The 22,453-nt window shown below is 25.8% G+C and carries 22 protein-coding genes and 1 tRNA gene; 17 read left to right on the forward strand and 6 right to left on the reverse strand.

Annotated elements, in window-relative coordinates:
- Positions 1-158 precede the first annotated feature (158 nt).
- From MBBAR_RS07405 to MBBAR_RS10435, 17 genes are all read left to right on the forward strand, one after another.
- On the forward strand, positions 159-1,247 hold the full coding sequence (locus MBBAR_RS07405; protein WP_080460663.1) for a hypothetical protein: 1,089 nt from the start codon (positions 159-161) through the stop codon (positions 1,245-1,247).
- Between the two features lie 657 nt (positions 1,248-1,904).
- Entirely contained in the window at positions 1,905-2,411 is a 507-nt protein-coding gene (locus tag MBBAR_RS07410) for a nitroreductase family protein (RefSeq protein WP_080460664.1), read from the forward strand.
- A 371-nt stretch (positions 2,412-2,782) separates the two neighbouring features.
- On the forward strand, positions 2,783-3,130 hold the full coding sequence (locus MBBAR_RS07415) for a hypothetical protein (protein WP_080460665.1): 348 nt from the start codon (positions 2,783-2,785) through the stop codon (positions 3,128-3,130).
- A gap of 150 nt (positions 3,131-3,280) precedes the next feature.
- The gene (locus tag MBBAR_RS10650) at positions 3,281-3,403 is read left to right on the forward strand and encodes a hypothetical protein (protein WP_282956051.1); all 123 of its coding nucleotides are present in this window, start codon (positions 3,281-3,283) and stop codon (positions 3,401-3,403) included.
- A 260-nt stretch (positions 3,404-3,663) separates the two neighbouring features.
- Positions 3,664-4,026, forward strand: coding sequence for a hypothetical protein (locus MBBAR_RS07425; RefSeq protein ID WP_080460666.1), 363 nt, complete (start codon positions 3,664-3,666; stop codon positions 4,024-4,026).
- Positions 4,027-4,043: 17 nt separating this feature from the next.
- Complete coding sequence (locus MBBAR_RS07430) at positions 4,044-4,730, forward strand: SdpI family protein (RefSeq protein ID WP_080460667.1); 687 nt, start codon at positions 4,044-4,046, stop codon at positions 4,728-4,730.
- 1,293 nt (positions 4,731-6,023) lie between these two features.
- Positions 6,024-6,338, forward strand: coding sequence for an ATP synthase archaeal subunit H (gene ahaH / locus MBBAR_RS07435; RefSeq protein WP_080460668.1), 315 nt, complete (start codon positions 6,024-6,026; stop codon positions 6,336-6,338).
- Between the two features lie 77 nt (positions 6,339-6,415).
- Entirely contained in the window at positions 6,416-8,455 is a 2,040-nt protein-coding gene (locus MBBAR_RS07440; protein ID WP_080460669.1) for a V-type ATP synthase subunit I, read from the forward strand.
- A 152-nt stretch (positions 8,456-8,607) separates the two neighbouring features.
- Positions 8,608-9,090 (forward strand): V-type ATP synthase subunit K, encoded by a 483-nt coding sequence (locus tag MBBAR_RS07445; RefSeq protein ID WP_080460670.1) that lies wholly within the window; start codon positions 8,608-8,610, stop codon positions 9,088-9,090.
- A 12-nt stretch (positions 9,091-9,102) separates the two neighbouring features.
- Positions 9,103-9,726, forward strand: a complete 624-nt coding sequence (locus MBBAR_RS07450; RefSeq protein ID WP_080460671.1) for a V-type proton ATPase subunit E — start codon at positions 9,103-9,105, stop codon at positions 9,724-9,726.
- Positions 9,727-9,738: 12 nt separating this feature from the next.
- Complete coding sequence (locus MBBAR_RS07455; RefSeq protein WP_080460672.1) at positions 9,739-10,893, forward strand: V-type ATP synthase subunit C; 1,155 nt, start codon at positions 9,739-9,741, stop codon at positions 10,891-10,893.
- Positions 10,890-11,210 (forward strand): V-type ATP synthase subunit F, encoded by a 321-nt coding sequence (locus tag MBBAR_RS07460; RefSeq protein WP_054835030.1) that lies wholly within the window; start codon positions 10,890-10,892, stop codon positions 11,208-11,210. Before MBBAR_RS07455 ends, MBBAR_RS07460 begins: the two co-directional genes overlap by 4 nt.
- Positions 11,207-12,961, forward strand: a complete 1,755-nt coding sequence (locus MBBAR_RS07465; protein ID WP_080460673.1) for an ATP synthase subunit A — start codon at positions 11,207-11,209, stop codon at positions 12,959-12,961. The genes MBBAR_RS07460 and MBBAR_RS07465 overlap by 4 nt, the downstream gene beginning before the upstream one ends.
- Before the next feature lie 3 nt (positions 12,962-12,964).
- Complete coding sequence (locus MBBAR_RS07470) at positions 12,965-14,353, forward strand: ATP synthase subunit B (RefSeq protein WP_080460674.1); 1,389 nt, start codon at positions 12,965-12,967, stop codon at positions 14,351-14,353.
- Positions 14,354-14,433: 80 nt separating this feature from the next.
- Positions 14,434-15,078 carry a V-type ATP synthase subunit D gene (locus MBBAR_RS07475; protein ID WP_080460675.1) on the forward strand — a complete coding sequence of 215 codons (645 nt, stop codon included), beginning with the start codon at positions 14,434-14,436 and terminating at the stop codon, positions 15,076-15,078.
- A gap of 11 nt (positions 15,079-15,089) precedes the next feature.
- Positions 15,090-15,482, forward strand: a complete 393-nt coding sequence (locus tag MBBAR_RS07480; protein WP_080460676.1) for a DUF22 domain-containing protein — start codon at positions 15,090-15,092, stop codon at positions 15,480-15,482.
- Between the two features lie 105 nt (positions 15,483-15,587).
- Positions 15,588-15,737, forward strand: coding sequence for a hypothetical protein (locus MBBAR_RS10435; RefSeq protein ID WP_169835755.1), 150 nt, complete (start codon positions 15,588-15,590; stop codon positions 15,735-15,737).
- A gap of 217 nt (positions 15,738-15,954) precedes the next feature.
- On the opposite strand, the gene MBBAR_RS07485 is transcribed toward MBBAR_RS10435, so the two are convergent.
- From MBBAR_RS07485 to MBBAR_RS07510, 6 genes are all read right to left on the reverse strand, one after another.
- Positions 15,955-17,271 (reverse strand): ATP-grasp domain-containing protein, encoded by a 1,317-nt coding sequence (locus tag MBBAR_RS07485; protein ID WP_080460677.1) that lies wholly within the window; start codon positions 17,269-17,271, stop codon positions 15,955-15,957.
- Positions 17,272-17,654: 383 nt separating this feature from the next.
- Positions 17,655-17,726 (reverse strand) — tRNA-Gln (locus MBBAR_RS07490).
- A 183-nt stretch (positions 17,727-17,909) separates the two neighbouring features.
- A complete protein-coding gene (locus tag MBBAR_RS07495) occupies positions 17,910-18,560 on the reverse strand; it encodes a DUF1284 domain-containing protein (protein WP_080460678.1) in 651 nt (216 codons plus the stop codon).
- Positions 18,561-18,886: 326 nt separating this feature from the next.
- Entirely contained in the window at positions 18,887-19,492 is a 606-nt protein-coding gene (locus tag MBBAR_RS07500; RefSeq protein ID WP_080460683.1) for a biotin transporter BioY, read from the reverse strand.
- 320 nt (positions 19,493-19,812) lie between these two features.
- Positions 19,813-20,982: a UPF0104 family protein gene (locus MBBAR_RS07505; protein ID WP_080460679.1), complete on the reverse strand. Its 1,170-nt coding sequence runs from the start codon at positions 20,980-20,982 to the stop codon at positions 19,813-19,815.
- A 23-nt stretch (positions 20,983-21,005) separates the two neighbouring features.
- Positions 21,006-21,842: an RraA family protein gene (locus tag MBBAR_RS07510; RefSeq protein WP_080460680.1), complete on the reverse strand. Its 837-nt coding sequence runs from the start codon at positions 21,840-21,842 to the stop codon at positions 21,006-21,008.
- Positions 21,843-22,453 lie beyond the last annotated feature (611 nt).

The raw sequence follows: 22,453 nt of genomic DNA on the forward strand, positions 1-22,453 counted from the left end.
ATTAAACTATTAGTAAGACATTAAAGTAATTTAAACATAACATAGTATATAATAAGTTATAATTTAAATTTTTTAGGCCTATATTTGATTATTGGGGTTTATATTATTTATGGACAACTTTTTGAGGTTTAATATTTCTAGAATAGGGAGGGGTGTTTTTGCATAAAAAGCTTTTTTTAATTTTAATTCTATCATTTTTTATATTAGTTTCTTTTAGTGCTGTCCATGCTACAAATAATAATGAAAATAATAACCAAACAATCGATAATACAAACTCTAGTTTAACTCTTAATAGTTTAAGTTCTAATTCAACTTCTACTACTTTTAAAACTTTAAATAAAGATAAAGATAAAAATAAAGATAAAAATAAAATTGAAAAAATTGCAAAATCAAAATCTGTTTTTAAAGCTGGAACTAAAATTAAGATAAAGGTATATACTGTATCATCTATTAAAAAGGTTCAAGGTCATGTTTCTGGCAAAAAAACTTTCAAATTCAAAAAAAATAACAATGGTATTTGGTATTATTATTTGAATACAAAAAAATATAAATCAGGAAAATATAAACTCTATGTTAAAGCTTTTGATTCTAAAAACAATATATATAAAAAATACACTAATTTCACAGTTGATAATAAGCCTCCTAAAGTAGTTTCAATAAAGCCTAGTTCTAAGTCTGTTATTGCAGGCAGACCTTTTTATATTGTGAACATTGCAGATAGTAGTTCTAAAAAAGTTATTGCAAAAATCAAAGGAAATAAATACTATTTTAAATGCAATGGTTATGTTGATAATAAGAAACTTAAAAATTATAAAAATTGGACTTTAAATACTAAAATTAATTATAAAGTGCTTGGAACTTTAAATATATCAGTTTATACTTTTGATTCTGCTGGTAATTATCTAAAGAAGAACATATATGTTAAATCAATCCCTTATTATGTAAAATGGAACCAAACAGTTTTACTTACTAAACCAATTCAGGTATATTATTCTAATCCAAAAAATGCTTATGAAAGAAGTATTAATGAATTAAGTAAATATGTAAATGTTTATGAGGGGTGTGCTGGGACTAAGTATACTTTAGGAATCACTTATAATAATGGTATTAAAGCAACTCGCGTTATTATTGCTTATATGGATCCTTTTGTTGTTTATCATGAAATGGGTCATGTTTTAAACTGGAAATGGACAGAATATCAGTGTGATTATTATGCTTATAAGCGAACTGGCTATTGGATAAAATAAATATTTAAAATTAAAAATATTAAAATTATTAAAAATATTTCATTATTTTATATTTTACATATATTATTCTATATTTTATATATATAATTCCATATTTTATATATACTATTCTATATTTTATATATATTTTTTAGATACATTTTAGATACTATTTTTGATATCATTTTTCGTCATGTTCATTAATTTAGTAATATTATTTTCTTGAAAAATAGAAATATTTAAATTAAATAGAAAATATAAAAATTAATGTTAATAATTTAACTAAAATTTAAATAAAAAATATATATAAAATTTAGCTAAAAATTAATTAAACTTTAAATAAAATTTAAATAAATTTAAAAAAGTTTAACTAAAACTTATATAAGGGTAAATAGAATTTATCTTTACAAAAATATTATAATTATGGAGGTGACATAATATGGCAAAAGTAAAAGGAACTAATAAAAGAACAAGACCTAAATCTCATTATAGGAAGCCTGGAACTAAAAGAGGTAGAGGTATTAAGAAAATATAATTCAATTTTACTTAAATTTAATTAATTCTTTCTAATTATTTCTTATTTAATATTTACTTATTATTATACCAGTTTAAATAGTTATAGAATACAATTTTTATTATTTCATACTATTTTTGATATACTTCTTGAAGGGATTTAAAATGGAATTTTCAGAACTTATTGAAAAAAGATATAGTGTAAGAGGATATAAAAAAGATCCTATTGAAAAAGAAAAGCTTGATAAAATCCTAAATGCAGGAATACTTGCTCCAACCGGAGTGAATGCGCAAGCTTTTAAAATTTATGTTATTGATACTGAAAAACATAAAGAAGCTTTGGAAAAGATTTATCCTCATCCATGGTTTGTTGAAGCACCTATAGTTTTGTGTTTAGCTATGGCTCCGGCTAAATCTTGGACTCGTCCATGGGATGGAAAAAATATTAGTGATATTGATGCAGGTATTGTAATGAATCATATTATTTTACAAGCTACTGATTTGGGAATTGGAACTTGTTTCATTGGTGCTTTTAAAAAATATGCTGCTCAAGATCTTTTACAACTTGATGAAGAATATGAGCCTGTTTTATTTACTCCTTTAGGATACCCGAATGATGATGGTAGAAATACATCAAGAAAGTCTATTGAAGAATTGGTTGTTTATAAATAATTTTATTGTTAAACTTATTATTTTTATTTTTAAATTTCATATTTTCATATTTTTATTTTTTTGTCATGTATTATTATAAATGTATTATTATAATATTATATAGTTTTTTTATTAGATACATTTTTATAGGATATTTTTAATATACTATTTTTAGAATAATTAATTAGCTTAATAGAAATTATAAAACTATTAATAATATTAAATTATTAAATATAATAGAATTAAGTATAATAGAATTAAATGTAATAGAATTAAACATAATAAAATCAAAAATAATAAAATCAAATAAAATTAATTTAAATAAGATTAAATTTAATAGATGGAAATTTAATAAATGGAAATTAAAAAACTTTTAACTACTATGTGAGATAATGAAAGAACCTATAATATTGAAAGCAAAAAATTTCGATGATATGGAAGATATAGCTGAAAAATTCATTGAAAATGGATATAAAATCATGTCAGCTGATTCTGAACATATTATAGCTAAAAAAAGAAACTTTGGAACTATTTATATACATTTACTATTACTATTCCTTATTTTATTCGTTGTTAGCTATAATTCCTTGGTTTTATATATTCTTTGCATGGTTTATATTGGTTATTTTATTTTTAATTTATTTAAAAATTCAAAAATAGTTTTAATTACAACAGAAACTGTTGATGAAAAAGGTAAACCTGTTAAATTTAATAATATTGAGAATATTGACTATTCGTAGGAATATAGGAATTTATTATAAAAATATATTATAAAATTATATATTTAATTTCCTTAAGATTATATATTTAATTTCCTTAAAATTATATATTTACTTTTTATCGTTTTATATTATTAAAAGTTGTGGTGATATTACAGATGATAAAGAAAAATGATTCAAACATTTAAAGACTCAGATGAACTTTTAAATGCAACAAAAGTATCTGAAATTTCAGGTATTGAAAAGACAGAACTAGATAAAATAATGAAAGAATTAAAAAAGATGAAACAATAATATCTCCAAAAAGATGTTATTTGGTATTTAATTATAATGATAATATTTTTAGTAATATTTATTATTTATAATAATTTTATATATTCTTAAATATAATATTTATAATAATTTTATATTAATCTTAAATATAATATTTTTTAATATTTATAATAATTTAATTTATAATAATTTATATATTCTTAAATGTAATATTTTTAATATTTATAGTAATTTTAGATGTAATATTTTTTAATAGTTATAATTTTATGGGGAGAAAATTTATGTCATATAGTAGAATTCAACAATTTTCAATTGTATTCGCATTTATCATGATAACATGGGGTCTATTGCCCTTTTTTAATATTGGAGGAACAACTCTTAACAATAATACTTTAGCTACAAGTACAATATTGTTCTTAATTGGTATAGCTTATCCACTAATTATTTTCATACCTGAATGGAAAAGAGCTATTTTACTTGTTGAGGGGATAATTTTTGCATCTGTTGGTGTTGCTTTTTTGGAACCTTTTTTCAATCTTTATTTTCTAGTAATTGGTATATTCTTTATAATAGTTTCTGTTTTAGCTTATGCTGAAAAACTACCTAGATCTATGTTAAGATTTTTTAATACAAGAAAAAGATAGTTTTTTTAGAGGATATTATGAAAACTATCCAATTTATTTTTCCTTTAGCTATATTGAATTTTTTAACTTTAATTTTAGTGAGTTTTGGGCTTCCTGATTTTGTTCCTACTCATGTTAATATATATGGATCTATAGATTCCTTTGGATCTAAATGGTTCATCCCACTATTGGGGATTATTCCAATTATCCTTATTGCTATTTATATCTTGTATTTATATTATGGAGAGTCAGATATAAATAGAAGTATTGAAGAAAAGGTGATTCCAGCAATAGCTTTTCTTTTTATTATTATAAGTTGGATTCCAGTTTTTTTGGCTCTAGAATTTAGTGATAGTAATAATCCTTTGAATTTGGTGTCTATTGATATATTTCATTTTCCTATTGATATAGTTCCTTTAATTTTAATATTATTGTCAGTTTTTTTTATTTTTATTGGCTATTTTATGGAGGATATAAAGCCTAATCATTTTTTAGGTATTAGAACTCCTTGGACTCTTAAAAATGATATTGTTTGGAAAAAAACTCATAAATTAGGCTCTTATACATATATGATAGCAGGATTCGTTTTATTAGTATATACATTAGCTACATTTTTAAGTAATAATATTGTTTATAGTATTATTGGATTACTTCTTTCTATAATTTTAGTTTTAATAGTTCCTATATTATATTCTTATTATAAATTTAATGAGATAAATAATTAATTTTTTTAATACTTCATTTTTTGGTTAGTATTTTATTTTCTGACTATTATTTTCTGTTTATAATTATATTTCAGAGTTTGATTTTATTTTTTAATTAACTTAATAAAATATTTAATTTAATATTTTAGCATTGTTTATCAGTTTTATTTGTAAAATATTATATTAAAATATTTTTATTACTTTTTTAGATATAATCTTTTAAAAAGGAAAATACTTACTTTTGATTCCTTTTTTAATGATTGGGATTATTATAATTTTATTATTAGTAATTTTTCTATATAATATAATGATTAATAATGAAAGATTAGCTAAAATGTATTTTCTGCTAAAATCTATTTTTCCTATAAAATCAGTAAATTTACATATAAACATATATATGTAAGTGTATTATTTAGTTAATTATTCAAAAAAGCTAATTTAAAAAAATAAATAATTGTTAAATTTATTAAAAATAAAGTTGAGTAAGGTAATTTCTAAAAAATAATTTCTAAAAAATAATTTCTAAAAAATAATTTTTAAAAAATACCTATCTTTATAATAGCATAAAGACTATTTATCTAGTTTAGTTGCAATTGCAAGTATAATTACTATTATTAGTATGATTAGAAGCATTCCCAATTGAACTATATTGTAGACTTGAAATATAATTGTCAAACCTAGCATAAATATGAAAATAACACTTAATAGAGTTAACAAACTTTTCTTTAATACATTTTCAGGCATCATGATATCACATAAATTATTCTATGAATTTTAAATATAATTTAGTATTTAATATAAATTATTCTAGTTATTCTAGTTATTATAATAATCTAGTATTTTAAATATTTTATTATTATATTTAATAAAAGTTTCGTCTTTATTTTTGAGTTTATAGTTATCTAATATTAAGTTATTTAATATTATAATTATCTAAATTTAATTTAGTTTAATTTTTCTCATATTATTATAATTTCATATTATTATAATTAATTTGACTTTAATTTAAATAATATCCATCTTAATTTTAAGATTTTTTAATTTTTTAAGTCTAATTTCTAATTTTAACTTTAAGATTCTAATTTTCAATTCTAGTTTTAAGATTTTAATTTTAAATTTTGAAATCTTTCTTTTATTGATATAATATCTTTTCAGCAGATTTAAAAGAATTTTGATTAAAGAATTAAAAGAAGCTAAAAAAAGTTATTAAAAATAATAAAGATTTTATTAAATGAAATGGATTTTCTATTAAAGCCAAGTAGAAAAAGGTATATATAAGGTGTAATAAAATTTTAGTTACCATGGTGGTAAATTATGACAGCGATATCGGAAGCTATTAAAACGATTAAGGAAGCCGAAAATAATGCTGATGAATTAGTTAATGATTCTAAAGCGAAATCAGTTGAAATGATTGAAAACGCAAAATTAGAATCTGATAATATCATTAAAGATGCTAAAGAATCAGCTAAAGATCAGGCTAAAGATATTATTTTTAAAATAGAAGAAAATGCAAGAAAAGAAGCAAGATTAATAATCGATAAGACTGAAAAAAATGTCAATATTTTTGAAAATGAATCTCGGTCTAATATTGACGAAGCTGCTTCAATTATTGTCAAAAATATACTATAAGTTCAATATTTGAATATTTAGTTAATATTTAAATATTTATATATTATTTATTGAAAAAAGATTGTAGTGTGAGAATAATGTTCCAAACAGAAAGGATGCGTAAACTCAAAGTTATAACATTGAGTGAATATTCTCCAGTAACTGTTAAAAAGTTACATGAAGAGGGTATTGTTCAAATCAATGATATATCAGAACGTATTCAACAAAATCCTGAATGGGGACAGCTATTAAAGCCTTCAAAGGCGGCTCCACTCACTAGTAAGATTTCTTCGCTTCTAATGAAAGCTACTGGAATTTCAGAGTTATTTGGAGATGTATTAACTCCCAACTTGGGTATTAAGGACATGATTAGTTCTTATATAAATCCTGTTATTCCTACTAAGGTAGAAGTTGAAGAAATTGATATTGATAGCTTAATTGTTAAAGCAGAATCAATTTTAGGTGAAGTAGAGTCTCAAACAAGTGTTATAGAAGATAAAATTGCTGCTCTTGATACAGAAGCTAGTGAACTTAATTCAAAAAAAGATTTAGCCGAAAAATTAAAAAATTTTGACATGGATTTATCTCTTTTAGAGGATTCTAAGTACACTTCTAATATTGTAGGAAGGATAAATGTTGAATCTGCTCAAGAATTCAAAAAAGACATTAAAAATATTAGTGATGATATTTTAATATTAGAAGAAAATGACAACGATAAAAATCAAATTATCTTTATTATTAAATTTTTAAATAGTTATAAAAATGATGCTTATTCTTTATTAAGAAGATTTGAGTTTGAAAAATTCGAAATTAATGGATTAGAAGGAAGTCCTAATGAACTAATAAATTCAGCCGATTCAAGACTCAAATCTATAGAAAATGAAAAATCTCAATTATCTAGCGAATTGAAAGAATTAGCTGATAAATGGGATGATGAAATATTTATCATCAAAGAACAGTTAGAAATCGAAAAAGATAGAAATGAGATTTTTGCTACATTTGGTGAAACTGAAAGTACAACCATGCTTGAAGCATGGGTTCCTTTAAAAAAATTAGATGAAACTTTAGCTTTAATTGATTCATCTACTGATGGACATTCTGTTGTTGAGGTCGAAGAACCTACAATAGATGATGATGATGAAGTTCCTGTTCTTAAAGATAACCCTGCATATGCTAAACCATACGAGTTTCTTGTAGATATGTATGCTCCATTAAAATATAATGCGATTGATCCTACTATTCTTGTAGCTTTATCTTTCCCATTTTTCTTTGGTTTTTGTTTAACTGATGGTTTTTATGGGATAATCGATGCTCTTATTGGATATATAATCTTTAGAGGTTTAGGTAAGAGAAGCGAAACTATGAAAAGTTTTGGTTTAATTTTAATTGCTTGTGGTATATGGACGCTTGTTCTGGCACTTATAAGTAATGGTTTTGTTGGAGATTTCTATGGTAGGATTTTCCCACTGCTTTTACCTGACTTTTTTGCTGCAGGAGCTGCTTTACCAACTACAATTGGTTGGTTTGATGCATTTGGACATCCAGATCATATATTGATGATGGCTATATTAACTGGTATTATATATTTGAATATTGGTTTTATAATAGGTGCAATCAACAATTATAGGTATGGAAATAAAAAAGAAGCATTAACTGCTCAAATCGTTTGGTTTGTTTTAGAAGCAGGAATTGTATTTTTAGCATTAGGCTTCATAATACCATCTATTGGAATGATAGGATTTGCCATTGGTGGAGCATTACTTGTTGCAAGTTTAGGTCTTTTACTATATGGTGGAGGAGCTTATGGAATAATGGATATATTTGGATATATGGGAGATATAATTTCCTTTTCACGTTTACTAGCACTTTGTCTTTCTACAGGGGGAATTGCTATGACCGTAAATATATTAACAGTAATGTGTGGTGAAATGATTCCATTTATAGGAATTGTTCTTGCAGTAATTGTTTTTATTTTTGGTCACATTGTGAATTTACTCTTCCAAAGTCTAGGTGCATTTATTTCAGGACTTCGTTTAAATTATGTTGAATTTTTCTCTCAATTCTACATGACTGGTAAAAATAAATTCCAAGCATTTGGTGTAAACAGAGTTTATACAAAATTAAAAAGTGATAATTAATATTAATATTAAAAATATTAATGTCATAAATTTTTATTAAGTTTCATATAGTTTTAATATAGTTTAATTAAAATGATTAAATTATTACTTAAATTAATTATTATTTAAATAAATCAATTAAGATAAATTAAATATTATAAGGAGATCAAAATATGGTAGAAATTGTTTTAGGAACTGCTTTAGCAGCTATTGGTGCTGGAATAGCAGTAGGTTTTGCTGGATTAGGATCAGGTTTAGGTCAAGGAATAGTAGCAGCAGGGAGTGTTGGTGCAGTAGCAGAAGATAATGATATGTTTGCTAGAGGTATTATATTCTCTGCATTGCCTGAAACTCAGGCTATTTATGGGTTTTTGGTAGCTATTCTCTTGTTAGTATTTTCCGGATTATTAGGTTCTGGTTCATTAGACGTCACATCAGGTATTGTTGCTATTGGTGTTGGTGCTGCAGTTGGTTTTGCTGGTCTTGGTTCTGGTATGGGTCAAGGTATCGTTGCTTCTGCATCTATCGGAGCAGTAGTTGAAGATAATGATATGTTTGCTAGAGGTATTATATTCTCTGCATTGCCTGAGACTCAAGCTATTTACGGGTTCTTGATTGCTATATTATTAATGGTATTCGGCGGAATATTAGGTTAGGAGGTTAAAAAAATGAGTTCTGGGACAGAAAAAATTGTCTCTAATATAACCTCTGAAGCTCAGAATACTGCAGATAATATTATTCAACAAGCAGAAGAAGAAGTAAGATCTATTTTAGATAATGGAAATAAACAATCTGAACTTGAAAAGAATAAAATACTTGAAGATGCCAAAAAGCAATCCGATATGAAATATCAGCAGATAATATCTGAAGCTAAAATGAATTCTCGTCGATTAGAATTAGAGACAAGAGCTAAATTAATTGAAGAAGCTTTTGATAAAGCTACTACTGATTTAACTAATATCGCATCTACAAATGATGCTGAATATGTAAATTCTTTAAAAGATATGATTAAAGAAGCCGCTATTGAAATTGGTGGTGGGAACTTAGTTGTATTATTAAAAGAGGAAGACATTTCAAAGGTTAGTGGAGATATTGATAATATTGCTAATGAGGTTAAATCTGAATTATCAAAAGAAACCACATTAAAAATTGGTGAACCTATTTCAACTATTGGGGGAGCTGTATTAAAAACTGAAAATGGTGAAATTGAAGTTAACAATACAATTGAAGCTAGAATGTTAAGATTTAAAAAATCTTTACGTTCAGAAGTTGCAAAAGTTTTATTTAAATAATGAGGAATGATTATGGCTGATGAATTAATTGGAATAATAAACAATTTGGGCATCCCTACTGAAGCATTTCTTGTTATAGTAATTCTTGCTTTTTTGGCTATTGGAGCAGTTATTGTTATTGTTGCAAGTAGGCCTGTACTGGATATTTATCCTTATCTTCAACCTAATGCTAGAGTTAGAGCTAGAAAAGGAAGATTATTCAATGAAAAGCAACTTTCTGAGATAATAGAAGCAGATAATATTGAAGAAGTTACAAATTATCTTAGGGGTTTTAAGGATTATGCCGATTATGTAGATAAATACCCTATTGAAAAGGCTTTAGATGTTCAGCTTGCTGAATCATATAATTTAATTTCAAGAATAGCCCCAAATTCAGTTAAAGATACTTTTTCTCTTCTAGCTAAAAAAGTTGATATTTCAAATATAAAAAGCCTCATTGCTGCTAAAGAAATGGGTTTGAGTAGAGAAGAGACTTTAAATTTCTTAATACCTGTTGGAAATCATTATGAAACTTTTGAACAACTAGCTGATGTTAAAACAGTAAGTGATATTATAAATGGTTTGGATGGAACTGAATATGCGACTTTACTTGAAGATGCACTTCCAACTTATAATGAATCAAAGATGGTTTTACCTTTAGAGTCTGCTTTAGATAAATACTTTTTAGAAAGTATCTTATCAAAATCTGCAGTTGCTACAGATAATAATAGTAGATTATTACATGAATTTATTGGTGCTCAAGTTGATGTAGCTAACCTAAAACTTATAATTAGGGCAAAAAATGATAATTTATCATTTGATGAAGCAGGTTCTTTCTTAATTAAAAGTGGTTATCAAATAAGAGAATGGAAAATGAAAGATCTTCTTGAATCTGATAGTGTTTCAGATATTGTTGGTAGGTTAGAAGGAACTGATTATCATGAAGTGCTTTCTGAGTCTCTTCCAGAATATAATGAAAAAAATTCTCTCGAAGTTCTTGAAAAAGCATTGGATAATTTTGTTTATGAAACTGCAAAGTCATTATCTATACAAAACACTTTAGGTGTAGGTCCAATAATTAGCTACTTAACAAAGAAAGAAAATGAGATTAAAAATTTAAAACTTATTTTACGTGCTAAAAGAGAGGTTAACTTTTCAGTATCTGAAATTCAGGAGATGTTAGTATGAAGTCCTCTGTAGCAATAATTGGAGATCTTGATACTGTTACAGGTTTTCAACTTGGTGGAGTAAAGGTAAGTAAGGTTGTAGAAACAAATGAAGATGCAGAAAATGCATTGGATGAATTAATTAATGATGAAGTTTCAATTATAATTATCACAGAAAATATAGCTGATAATATTAGGAAATACATGGAGAAAAAAATTGGTTCCAATGTGTTACCAATGATTATTGAAATACCAGATAAATCTGGCCCATCTGATAGGGAAAGCGATCCTATGGGTGAACTTATTAAAAGAGTTATTGGGGTAGAGATGGTTAAATGATTACTGAAGGAAATATTATTAAAATTGCAGGTCCTGTTATCATCGCAGATGGTATGAGAGGAACTCAAATGCATGAAATGGTTAAGGTAGGTAGCGACAAGCTTATTGGTGAAATCATTGAGCTTGAAGGTGACACTGCAACTATTCAGGTTTATGAAGAAACAGCTGGGTTAAAACCTGGTGAAAAAATAGAAAGTACTGGTGGACCATTGTCTGTAGAACTTGGACCTGGTATTATGGGTTCAATCTTTGATGGAATCCAAAGACCACTAGAAGTTATTAAAGAAAAAACTGGCGACTTTATTGAAAGAGGTGTAGATGTACCATCTATTGATAAAGAGAAAAAATGGACTTTTAAACCAGTAGCAAAAGTAGGAGATAAAGTACAAGGTGGAGATGTTCTTGGAGAAGTACAAGAAACTTCTGCAGTTCTCCAAAAGATTTTACTTCCTCCAACTATTGAAGGTACAGTAAAAAGCATTGTTAGTAGTGGTGAATTTACAGTAGAAGAAGATATTGCTGAGATAGAAACTGCTGATGATGTTAAAAAAGTTCAAATGTTACAAAAATGGCCAGTTAGGAAAGGTAGACCTTACAAAGATAAGCTTGACCCTGATGTTCCTCTTGTAACTGGACAAAGAACACAAGACACATTTTTCCCTGTAGCTAAAGGTGGTACTGCTGCTATTCCTGGTCCTTTTGGGTCTGGAAAAACTGTTACACAACAACAATTAGCTAAATGGTCTGATGCAGATATTATTGTATATGTTGGATGTGGAGAACGTGGAAACGAAATGACTGAGGTACTTTTAGAGTTCCCAGAACTTGAAGATCCAAAAACTGGAAATCCTTTAATGGATAGAACAGTTCTTATAGCTAATACATCTAACATGCCTGTTGCAGCTCGTGAAGCTTGTGTATATACTGGTATTACTATTGCTGAATACTTCCGTGATCAAGGTTATGATGTAGCTCTTATGGCAGATTCAACTTCACGTTGGGCAGAAGCTATGAGGGAGATTTCAGGAAGACTTGAAGAGATGCCTGGTGAAGAAGGATATCCTGCATATCTTGCTTCAAGACTTGCTCAATTCTATGAAAGAGCTGGAAGAGTTAATACATTAGGTAGTGAAAGTAAAGTTTCCTCTGTTTCTGTTGTTGGAGCTGTTTCTCCTCCTGGTGGGGACTTATCTGAACCAGTTACACAAAACACTTTACGTATTTGTAAAGTATTTTGGGCATTAGATGCGTCTCTTGCAGATAAACGTCATTTCCCTTCAATTGATTGGTTACAAAGTTATTCCTTATATGTTGATAGTGTACAAGAATGGTGGAAAGAAACTGTTGGGGGAGATTGGAGGTCTGCTCGTGATGAAGCTATGGTTTTACTACAAAAAGAATCTGAACTTCAAGAAATTGTACAGCTTGTAGGTCCTGATGCACTTCCAGATAGTGAACAAGTTACCTTAGAAACTACTCGTATGTTAAGAGAAGATTTCTTACAGCAAAACGCTTATCATGAAGTTGATACTTACTGTTCTCCTTCAAAACAATTCCAACTTTTAAGCACAATTATACTATTCCAAAAAGAAGCAAATAAGGCTTTAGAAAGAGGAGCTAACTCTAAAGATATTATTGGATTAAGTGTTAAAGAAGATATTGGTAGGTTAAAATTTATTGCTGAAGATGATTTCCCTACAAAGGTGAAATCTGTTCAAGAAGAGATTATTAAACAATGTGGTGAGGTGTAAAAAATGAATACTGATATTAAAACAAGAGAATACACCACAGTTACTGAGGTTGCTGGTCCTTTAATGATTGTTGAAGGAGTGGAAGGTGTTGCTTATAACGAGATAGTAGAAATTGAAACACCCGATGGCGAAAACAGAAGAGGTCAAGTTCTTGAAGTTAGAACAGATATTGCAGTTATCCAAGTTTTTGAAGGAACTAGTGATTTAAATACTAAAAATACAAAAACTCGTTTTACTGGTGAAACAGCTAAGATTGGTGTTTCATTAGATATGATGGGACGTATTTTTGATGGTACTGGTAAACCTATTGATGGTGGTCCAGAGATTATACCTGAAAAAGAATTAGATATTAATGGTAACCCAATGAACCCTTCTGCTCGTGAATTTCCTGCAGAATTTATTCAGACTGGTATTTCTACTATTGATGGTATGAACACTTTAGTTAGAGGCCAAAAATTACCTATATTCTCAGGTTCTGGTTTACCTCACAATGACTTAGCTGCACAAATTGCAAGACAAGCTAAGGTAATTGGTGAAGATACTGAGTTTGCAGTTATATTTGCTGCTATGGGTATTACTCACGAAGAAGCTAACTTTTTCATGAAGGATTTTGAAAGAACTGGAGCTCTTGAAAGGGTTACTGTATTTATGAATTTAGCAGATGATCCTGCTATTGAAAGGATTCTTACTCCTAAAATGGCTCTTACTACTGCAGAATATTTAGCTTTTGAACATGACATGCATGTATTGGTTATTTTAACTGATTTAACTAACTACTGTGAAGCTTTAAGGGAAGTTTCTGCAGCTCGTAATGAGGTTCCTGGAAGAAGAGGTTATCCTGGATACATGTACACTGATTTAGCTGGTTTATATGAACGTGCTGGTCGTATAGCTGGTAAAGAAGGTTCTATTACTCAAATGCCTATATTAGTCATGCCTCAAGATGATATTACTCACCCAATTCCTGATTTAACTGGTTATATCACTGAAGGGCAAATTGTACTTAGTCGTGATCTTCACAGAAAAGGTATTTATCCTCCTGTAGATGTACTTCCTTCTTTATCTCGTTTGATGAGTGGGGGTATTGGTGAAAACAGGACTCGTGAAGACCATAGTGGTGTTTCTGATCAATTATACTCTGCTTATGCAGAAGGTCGTGATTTAAGAGATTTAGTAGCTGTTGTTGGTGAAGAAGCTCTTACTGAAAGAGATCAAAAGTTCTTGAAATTTGCTGATGCTTTTGAAGAAGAATTCATTACTCAAGCTAAAGATGAAGATAGGACTATCCAGGAAACTTTAGATCTTGGTTGGAAATTATTAAGTTTATTACCTAGAACTGAACTTAAAAGGGTTAAGGAAGAACATATTCCAATTTATCTTCCAAATGAATAGTATGAATAATTAAATCCATAAGAAAATTATAATTAGTACAAATACTTATTTTACTAATTATTTTTTCTAGGAGGTAAAAAATGGCACAAGAAACAATGGAAGGGATTAATCCCACAAGAATGGAGTTATTAAAACTCAAAGATAGGGAAAAACTCGCAGTTAAAGGCCATAGTTTATTAAAAGAAAAACGTGATGCTTTGATTAAAGAATTTTTTGATATATTAGATAGAGTTAAAGGATCACGTAGTAAAGTTGAAGAAATTCTTAAGGAAGCATATAGTGACTTAACCAAAGTTCAAGTGGACATGGGTGACTTATCTGTTCAAAGGGCATCATTATCTGTAAAAGAGTCCGTTGAAGTTGAAATAGATTCAAGGAGTATTATGGGTGTTGTTGTTCCTATAATGGATTCAGAAATCAAAGAAAGAACATTGGTTGATAGGGGATACAGCTTTTTAGACACTTCAGCAAAATTAGATGAAACTGCAAAGAAATTTGAAGAGGCAATTTCGTTAATAATTGAATTAGGGGAAGTTGAAAAAACTATTTATCTTTTAGCTGCTGAAATTGAATCAACTAAACGTCGTGTTAATGCATTAGAACATATAATGATTCCTAAGCTACAAAATTCTGTCAAATCTATTGAAACAAGACTTCAAGAGATGGAGAGAGAAAACTTTGTTAGGTTAAAGATAATTAAATCCAAAATTGAAGTTGAAGATTAGGTAGTGATTGAATGGTTAGATTTTTAAATCCTGTTGGTGAATTCAAAAGAGAACTTAAAAGTTCTCAAAGTAAAATGGATCTTAAAATGGGAGATATTCCTATTTTATCAAGAGTTATTGTTGCTAATGAAGATATTGTTTTAGAAAATGGAAAATCTGTTTCAATTAAAATTAAAGAGATTTCAATTCCTGCAAAACATATAGTATCTATTAGTAGTTATGCTGCAAATAAATATGGTCATCCAATTGCTGTTGGTTCAGAAACTCATATCCCTCTTTCAATGGATAAAACTGTCAATAGGGCCGCTTTTATTGCATCTTCTGATGGTGCTATTGAGAAAGGTGATCTTTTAGGATTTTTATCTCTTTTCCCGGTTGAGATTATTAATAATTTATTTAAATAGTGTTTTATTTATAAAACATTTTTTATTTTTTATTTTTTTAAGTTCTATTTTTTTAAAGTATTAACTTCTTTATATTTAATATTATTCTTCTAAATTTGTGTAATTATGAAACGTGATCCATTTAATCAATATATTAAAGATCCTGATAAAAAAGCCAGGTTATATTTGATAATTACTGGAGCTATGATTGCTACTACTATTTTGATAGTAATTGGAACTTTAATTTTTATTTTACTACTTGTTGGAGTAATTTAATATAATATTTTGATAGGAATTTTTAAGGAATTTTTCTATAATTCCTTTTTATTTTGCACTATTATATATCATTTAATATTTTTTATTATATTTTTTATTATAATTTTTATTATTAATTTATTATTATTTTATCTTTAGAATTTTATTTTTAGAATTTTATTTTTAGAATTTTATTTTTAGATTTTATTTTTAGTAAAATTTTTTAGTATATTAATTGTTAATTAACTTTTTTATCATTTTTAAGTTCTTTTTCTATTAAATAAACAGCATTATTTACTTCATTTTTCACATTTGAAATGCTATCTTTGGGAGTTATGATTGTTAATAATGGTTCATCTTTTTCGATAATTACTCCTTTATAAGGTATATCATAAAAATTAGCTATATTAATATTATTCTTTAATTTGATTCTTTTAGAGGAGTAGATTATTCTTTTGATAGTATATTTATCTTTGGTGATTTTTGGAATTTCTATTAATTCTCCTTCACATGCTTTTATATGTGCCTCTAGTAAGTTGATTCCTAATAGTTCCTCTACACATTCATAGGTTCCTTGGAATCGTGGATTAACTTCAATAACATATGCTTCTTCTAGATTTTCACCTATTATCATATCTAACCCATTAGAACCGATTAATTTTAGATATGGTATTAAATCTTCAGAACTTCTTTCTATATGTTTTATTATGTTTTTTTCTTTTTCTAAACTTAAGATATTATTAACATTATTAATATTGAAAGGCACTATATTACCAAAATATTTGAAACTATTTTCTATTCCAAAATCTAAACCTGTTAGCATATTGCTAGTTACTATTGTTTTTGATTCCTTTTTAGTTGATAAGATAGATGAACTAACATTTGTTCCATTTATATATTCTTGGACTATTAATCCTGAATTTTCATATTTTATATGGTCATTATAAAATTTATTGATATCTATATTTCCTTTGCTATTTTTTTTGGAAGCATTACTTGGAGTGTTTAAAATAATCTCATTTTCATCATTGTATTTTATATAGCTAATCCCATAACCTCCAGATCCTTGGAGGGGTTTTATAATAAATGGAAGATTAGGATATTGTTTAGCTATTTCAAGTATTTCAGATATATTGTCTTCATTGTTTCCATAGTTTATTTTAAAAGTTTTAGGAGTCAAATATTTATTTTTTATTTTCTTATAAAATTTATATTTATCTTCAACATGTTCTGTTTTTTGGTTACCTATTATCTTCCTTTTATGTTTCTTAAAAGTCCCTTTAAAATCATTACAAGATATTCCTGAAGACAAAATGATTCCATCTACTTCTTCGATAAAATCTTTTGATAATTCTAATAATTTATTTGGATTATAATTTTTTTCAATAAATCCACAAGAAGTTCCTTCTTTTTGTTTTAAAATATGTTTTTCTTTATAAGGTAATTTAAAATCAAAAGTACAATAATAACTTGTTGAATAAGTTTTATATGGTAATGTTAGACTAGAATTTACTAATCCTCGGGTATTTATTCCCATTATTAGCAATTTTTCCATTTACTGCACCATCTTAATAATTTTTTATTTATATAAATTTTATTTATCTAAGATTAATTTTAATTTAATATTTTAAATTATTATCTTTTTAAATCACTATCTAATTTTAAATAATGTTAATTTTTAGATAAATAAATTATATTTTTAGTTATTTTTAGTTATTATCTAATTGGTATTTAATATTAAAATATTTAATATTGAAATGTTTAATATTGGAATGTTTAGTATTAGAATATTATTTAATTTTAATTATTATATAAAATTCTATAGAATAAATAAAATTATTAAATTTCATTAAATATATTTAAAATAGCTTAATTCAATTAAATTTTTATAAAACAGATGTAAAAATAATAAAAAGTGTAAAAATAATAAAAATAAGATAGTCCCGAGCGGAGTCGAACCGCCGTCTCCGGGTCCAAAGCCTAGAAGGATTACCACTACCCTACGGGACTATATATGCTGATTTGTATTTATCTACAATTACAGCAATTTTACTTTAATTGAAGTTATATTTAAATGTATTGGTTTTATTCATGATTATATTATTGCTATTATATTTTTAATACTAAAATTAATCTTATTAATACTAATCTTATTAATATTAATACAATATTTTTTTGTTTTGGTTTAATTATTCACTCTCTTGATTGATACCAAAGACATTTATCTATCCATCCACATTCTCCACAAACTTCTTTAGCATCTTTTAAGTATTTAAATGAATTATTAACTAATATAACTGCTTCACTAAATAAATATTCCTTTTTTTTGTTTATTTTTGCTTTTTTCAATACTTTAGAATCCATATTTACAATTTTTTCATTGTTAATGGAGTGCATTAATTTATTTTTAGGATATTTATTATCTTTATTATTTTTAGTATTCTTAGTATCCTTAGTATTTTTAATACTTTTAGTATCCTTAGTATCTTTATTATTTTTAGTATCCTTAGTATTTTTAATACTTTTAGTAACCTTAGTATCTTCATTATCTTCAATATTTTTAGTATATTCAATTTTATTATCACTTTTAATATTTTCATTGATTTCAGTATTGTTTGATTCCCCTATACATATTTTGTCTTTTAAATTTGGACAAAATTCACATAAAGCATCAGGAGACTCAGTTAAAACTACTTTAACATTAGAATCTTCATTTTTTAAAATGCTAATTATAGTTTCAATATTTTTTTTAAAATTATCATCATAACCATATCCTTGATATCCTTGTAAACATAGTAGATGATGTCCACGTAAATAAATGACTTTTTTTTCATTAATATTCATTTTTTCACTGTAGAAATTTAGTATTAATCAATTTATTTGATAAATAATGATCTTTTTAAATTATCTTATATTATTAAAGTTTTATTATTAAAAATAAATCTTTTAAAAATAAATCTTATTGTTAAAAGTAGTTAATATCTAATATTATATTCATTTAATTTTTGGAAATCTTTAAAAATCGCCATGTTTCTTTTAAAATTTATTATATTTATTTTAGGATTTAATGTATTTATTCTAAAAATAGTTAAATTTCTTAAAAATTAATATATTAAAAAAATAAGGATAAAATAATAATTTTTAGTTATTATTTTTTAATTATAAATCTATTATTCTTTTGGTAAAGCTACTTTAGATATTCCAGCTGCAATTCCGACTTTAAACAAGTCACCTATTATAAATGGAGCAAGACCCATCATAATTAAAGTTATAATATCTGGAAAAGCACCTTGAGTAAAGTATAACCAAATGCTTAAACCAATCAATCCAGGAATGTAAATACAAGCAAAGTTGGCTACTAACATTAGACCAAACATTTTCTTGAAATTTCTGCTTTCTGTATACTTTTCTGAAATATAACCAATTAATGCAGCAGCTAGTATAAAACCTATGAAGTATCCACAGGTTGAACCTAAAAAAACACTCAAACCACTACTCATTTCAGCAAACCAGCTTACACCTAAAATTCCTGCAAATATGTATATAACTTGGCTTAATACACCAAATCTTTTTCCAAGGAATAAACCAGATACTAAAACTCCAAAAGTTTGCCCGGTTATAGGAACTGGGGTCCAAGGTAAAGGGATTATAATTTGTGCTAATATTCCAGTCAAACAAGCCATTAGAACTGCCATAGCTAATTTTTCTACATTACTAGCTTTTTGAACTTTATCAAAAATATTATCTCTCATATAATAATAAGAATCAATATTAATATTCACTATGCTTCCTCCATTAATTCTTCTCAATTTCATATTATATTTAATTTTACAGCATATAATAATTGGTTAAAACAATATAAAAATCTTTCTATAGTATATTAAAAAATAAGTCACTCTTTTTATTTTATATTAAAAAAATTAAATATTGTATATTTTTTTCATGAAATATATGATTTTTTTTATAAAATGTATAAAATAATTAATATTATAGTATTAATGTTATGGATATTGTTATTAATGAACTTTTTCATTGATTAACCTTTACCGATGAATTTTTATGAAGTTTTTCAAAAATGAAGTTTTTAAATTCATAGCTATGATTTATTTTCATCTGTATTTTTGTTAACAATTTTTTTACCATAATAAATAGCGGTTAATAACCCTGCAATTGTAGGTAATATATATGAAGCTATTCTTTCAATTGCGCTTGCAGCTATTACATGATCTGCAGTTATTCCTACAGGAACAAAAAGAGCTATCATTATTATTTCAGTAATACCTAATGATCCTGGTAGTAATGGTAAAAATGATAATAAAATGGCTATTGTAAATATTGTTATGAATGGGGCTAATGGTGGTGTAACACCTATAGCTACAAATGCTAGATATGAATTAGACAAATCCAATCCCCAAGTTAAAAGTGCTAGGAATGCTCCTGCAAAAAATAATCTATTTTCTACTATCATAGTAAAGCTAGAATTAAAATTATCAATATAATAAATAGCTTTTTTCTTCAATTTATCTAAATTATATTTTTTTTGAGTCATTCTCTCAACTAAAGGATGAACCCAACCTAATATCTTTAAAGCTATTTTTTCAGAAACACTTTTATTGATTCCAGCGTATATTACAAATGAAAATCCAAATATTGTAGCTAATATTAATATTATTAGAAAAATTTTTGATAAAATATCTAAATACCATGACAAAAGGGCAAAGACTGCTAATATGGACATTAATAAGAAGGGAAGTATTTCAAATACTCTATCTGCCATTGTTGAAGCGAGTCCAACTTCAAATGGAGTATCATTGTATTCTTTCAGTACATATGCACGTAGTGGTTCTCCTCCTATTGATCCTGGTGTTATGTTATTTCCAAATATACTTGTCATTAAAATACCAAGAACATTTATATATTTAGGGGACTCGTCCATTTTATCTAATATAATCTTCCATCTAAGTGCCCAAACTAAGTAGACAAATATCTGTATCACAATTGTAAGAGCTAATATCCACAGATTTGTTCTTTTTAAAGTGTTAATTACATCATTGATTCCTGCAAGTATTAGTATTGTAAAAATTAGTCCAAATACTATAATGAAAGAAATAATTATGCTTTTTTTGTTATCTCTAATTATAGAATAAATATCCTGATTTTCATTGTTTTCTTTTTCTTTTCTTTCTATTTCTTCCAATTCTTTTTTTTCTTTTTGAATTTTAGGAGTATTAATGTTAAAAAATTCATCAGATTTTTTAGAACTCATTTAAATCCTCATTTTATCTAATATTATTCGAGTTTATCTTTTAATCCTACTATTTGAGATAAAGGTTTTCCTTTTTTAATTTCAGAAATAATATTTGTTTCATTAGCTTTTATTTCCAAGGTCTTTATCATTACATCACAAAAAAGTTCTTGAGGAACATGAACAACTCCACTTTTATCTCCAAATATAAAATCTCCATTTTTAATTATTATTTCAGGGGTTTCACTTATTTTAATTGGAATATTTACTTTTCCTAAGCCTAAAGCATTACCTGCATTAGGTATAGTTTCTTTTGCAAATACTGGATAATTGTTTTCTGAAACAAAATTTATATCTCTAGTAGCTCCCCATATAACTGTCCCTGAAATACCTTTTTCTCCTGAACAGGTTGAAGTTAGCTCTCCCCAAACTGCAGAGCTAGGTCCATTAGTCTTTATGAAAAGAATATTGCCTTTTTTACAAGCATCGATTCCGAGTAGAGAAGTTCCCCAATCATCTGATGAACTTTCAACTGTAACAACTCTACCATAAGCAGTTTTACTATTTATAGACTTTAAACCTTTTAAAACTCCATTTCTTCTTGTTAGCTTATTTAATGCATCGGATATTTGGCAAGAAGAAGTATTATCTAAAAGATCTTTAAGGTTTTCAAATCCAATTTCTTTTTTTATTTGATTTTTTCCTTTAATTTTCTCTGTTTTATGGGAATTTTCTGATTCTAAAATATCTAAGTTTTTAATTTCAAAATCTTCTTTACAGACTCTTAAATTATTAACTAGAATCGTTTTTTTATTTTTCAGATGTTTTTTGTAAGATATTTCATTTAATAATGATTTTGCGGATAATTTTGATTTTCCCATTTTAACACCTAATAAATCTTTTAATTACTACTTTTATAAGATATTTGATTCTTTTTATAATTTATTTGGCTCTTTTTATAAGTTTTTTAGATAAATATGTTTTATTTCTAATTTTTATTTTGTTTTAATCATTAATATAATTTGTTTAATATAATTTATCATATTTATATAATTATAATTTATCATGATTTATAAATAATCTATAATAATTTACAATGATTTATGATAATCTATAATAATTTATAATAATAATATAATAATTTATCATGATTTATGATAATATATAATAATTTATAATAATATAATAATATAATAATTTATCATTGTTTATTATTATTTGTTTTAAAATGTTTGTTTTGAAGTATATTTATTCTATCAATAACTATTAATTTATTTAATTATTTAAATGTTAAATATAACTTTTGAACTTTAAATATTAATCCTAAATGTTTAATGTAAATTATTAGATCATATAATCTTTTTAGAAAAATTATTTTTAATTTTTAATTAAATTAAAGAATGGAACATTTATCATGATTTTTAAATATACAATTTTATATAGTAGTAATTATATATTATTATTTAAGATACTAATCATAATCATTATATGC

This window comes from Methanobrevibacter arboriphilus JCM 13429 = DSM 1125, assembly GCF_002072215.1.
In the GTDB taxonomy this organism is placed as follows: domain Archaea; phylum Methanobacteriota; class Methanobacteria; order Methanobacteriales; family Methanobacteriaceae; genus Methanobinarius; species Methanobinarius arboriphilicus.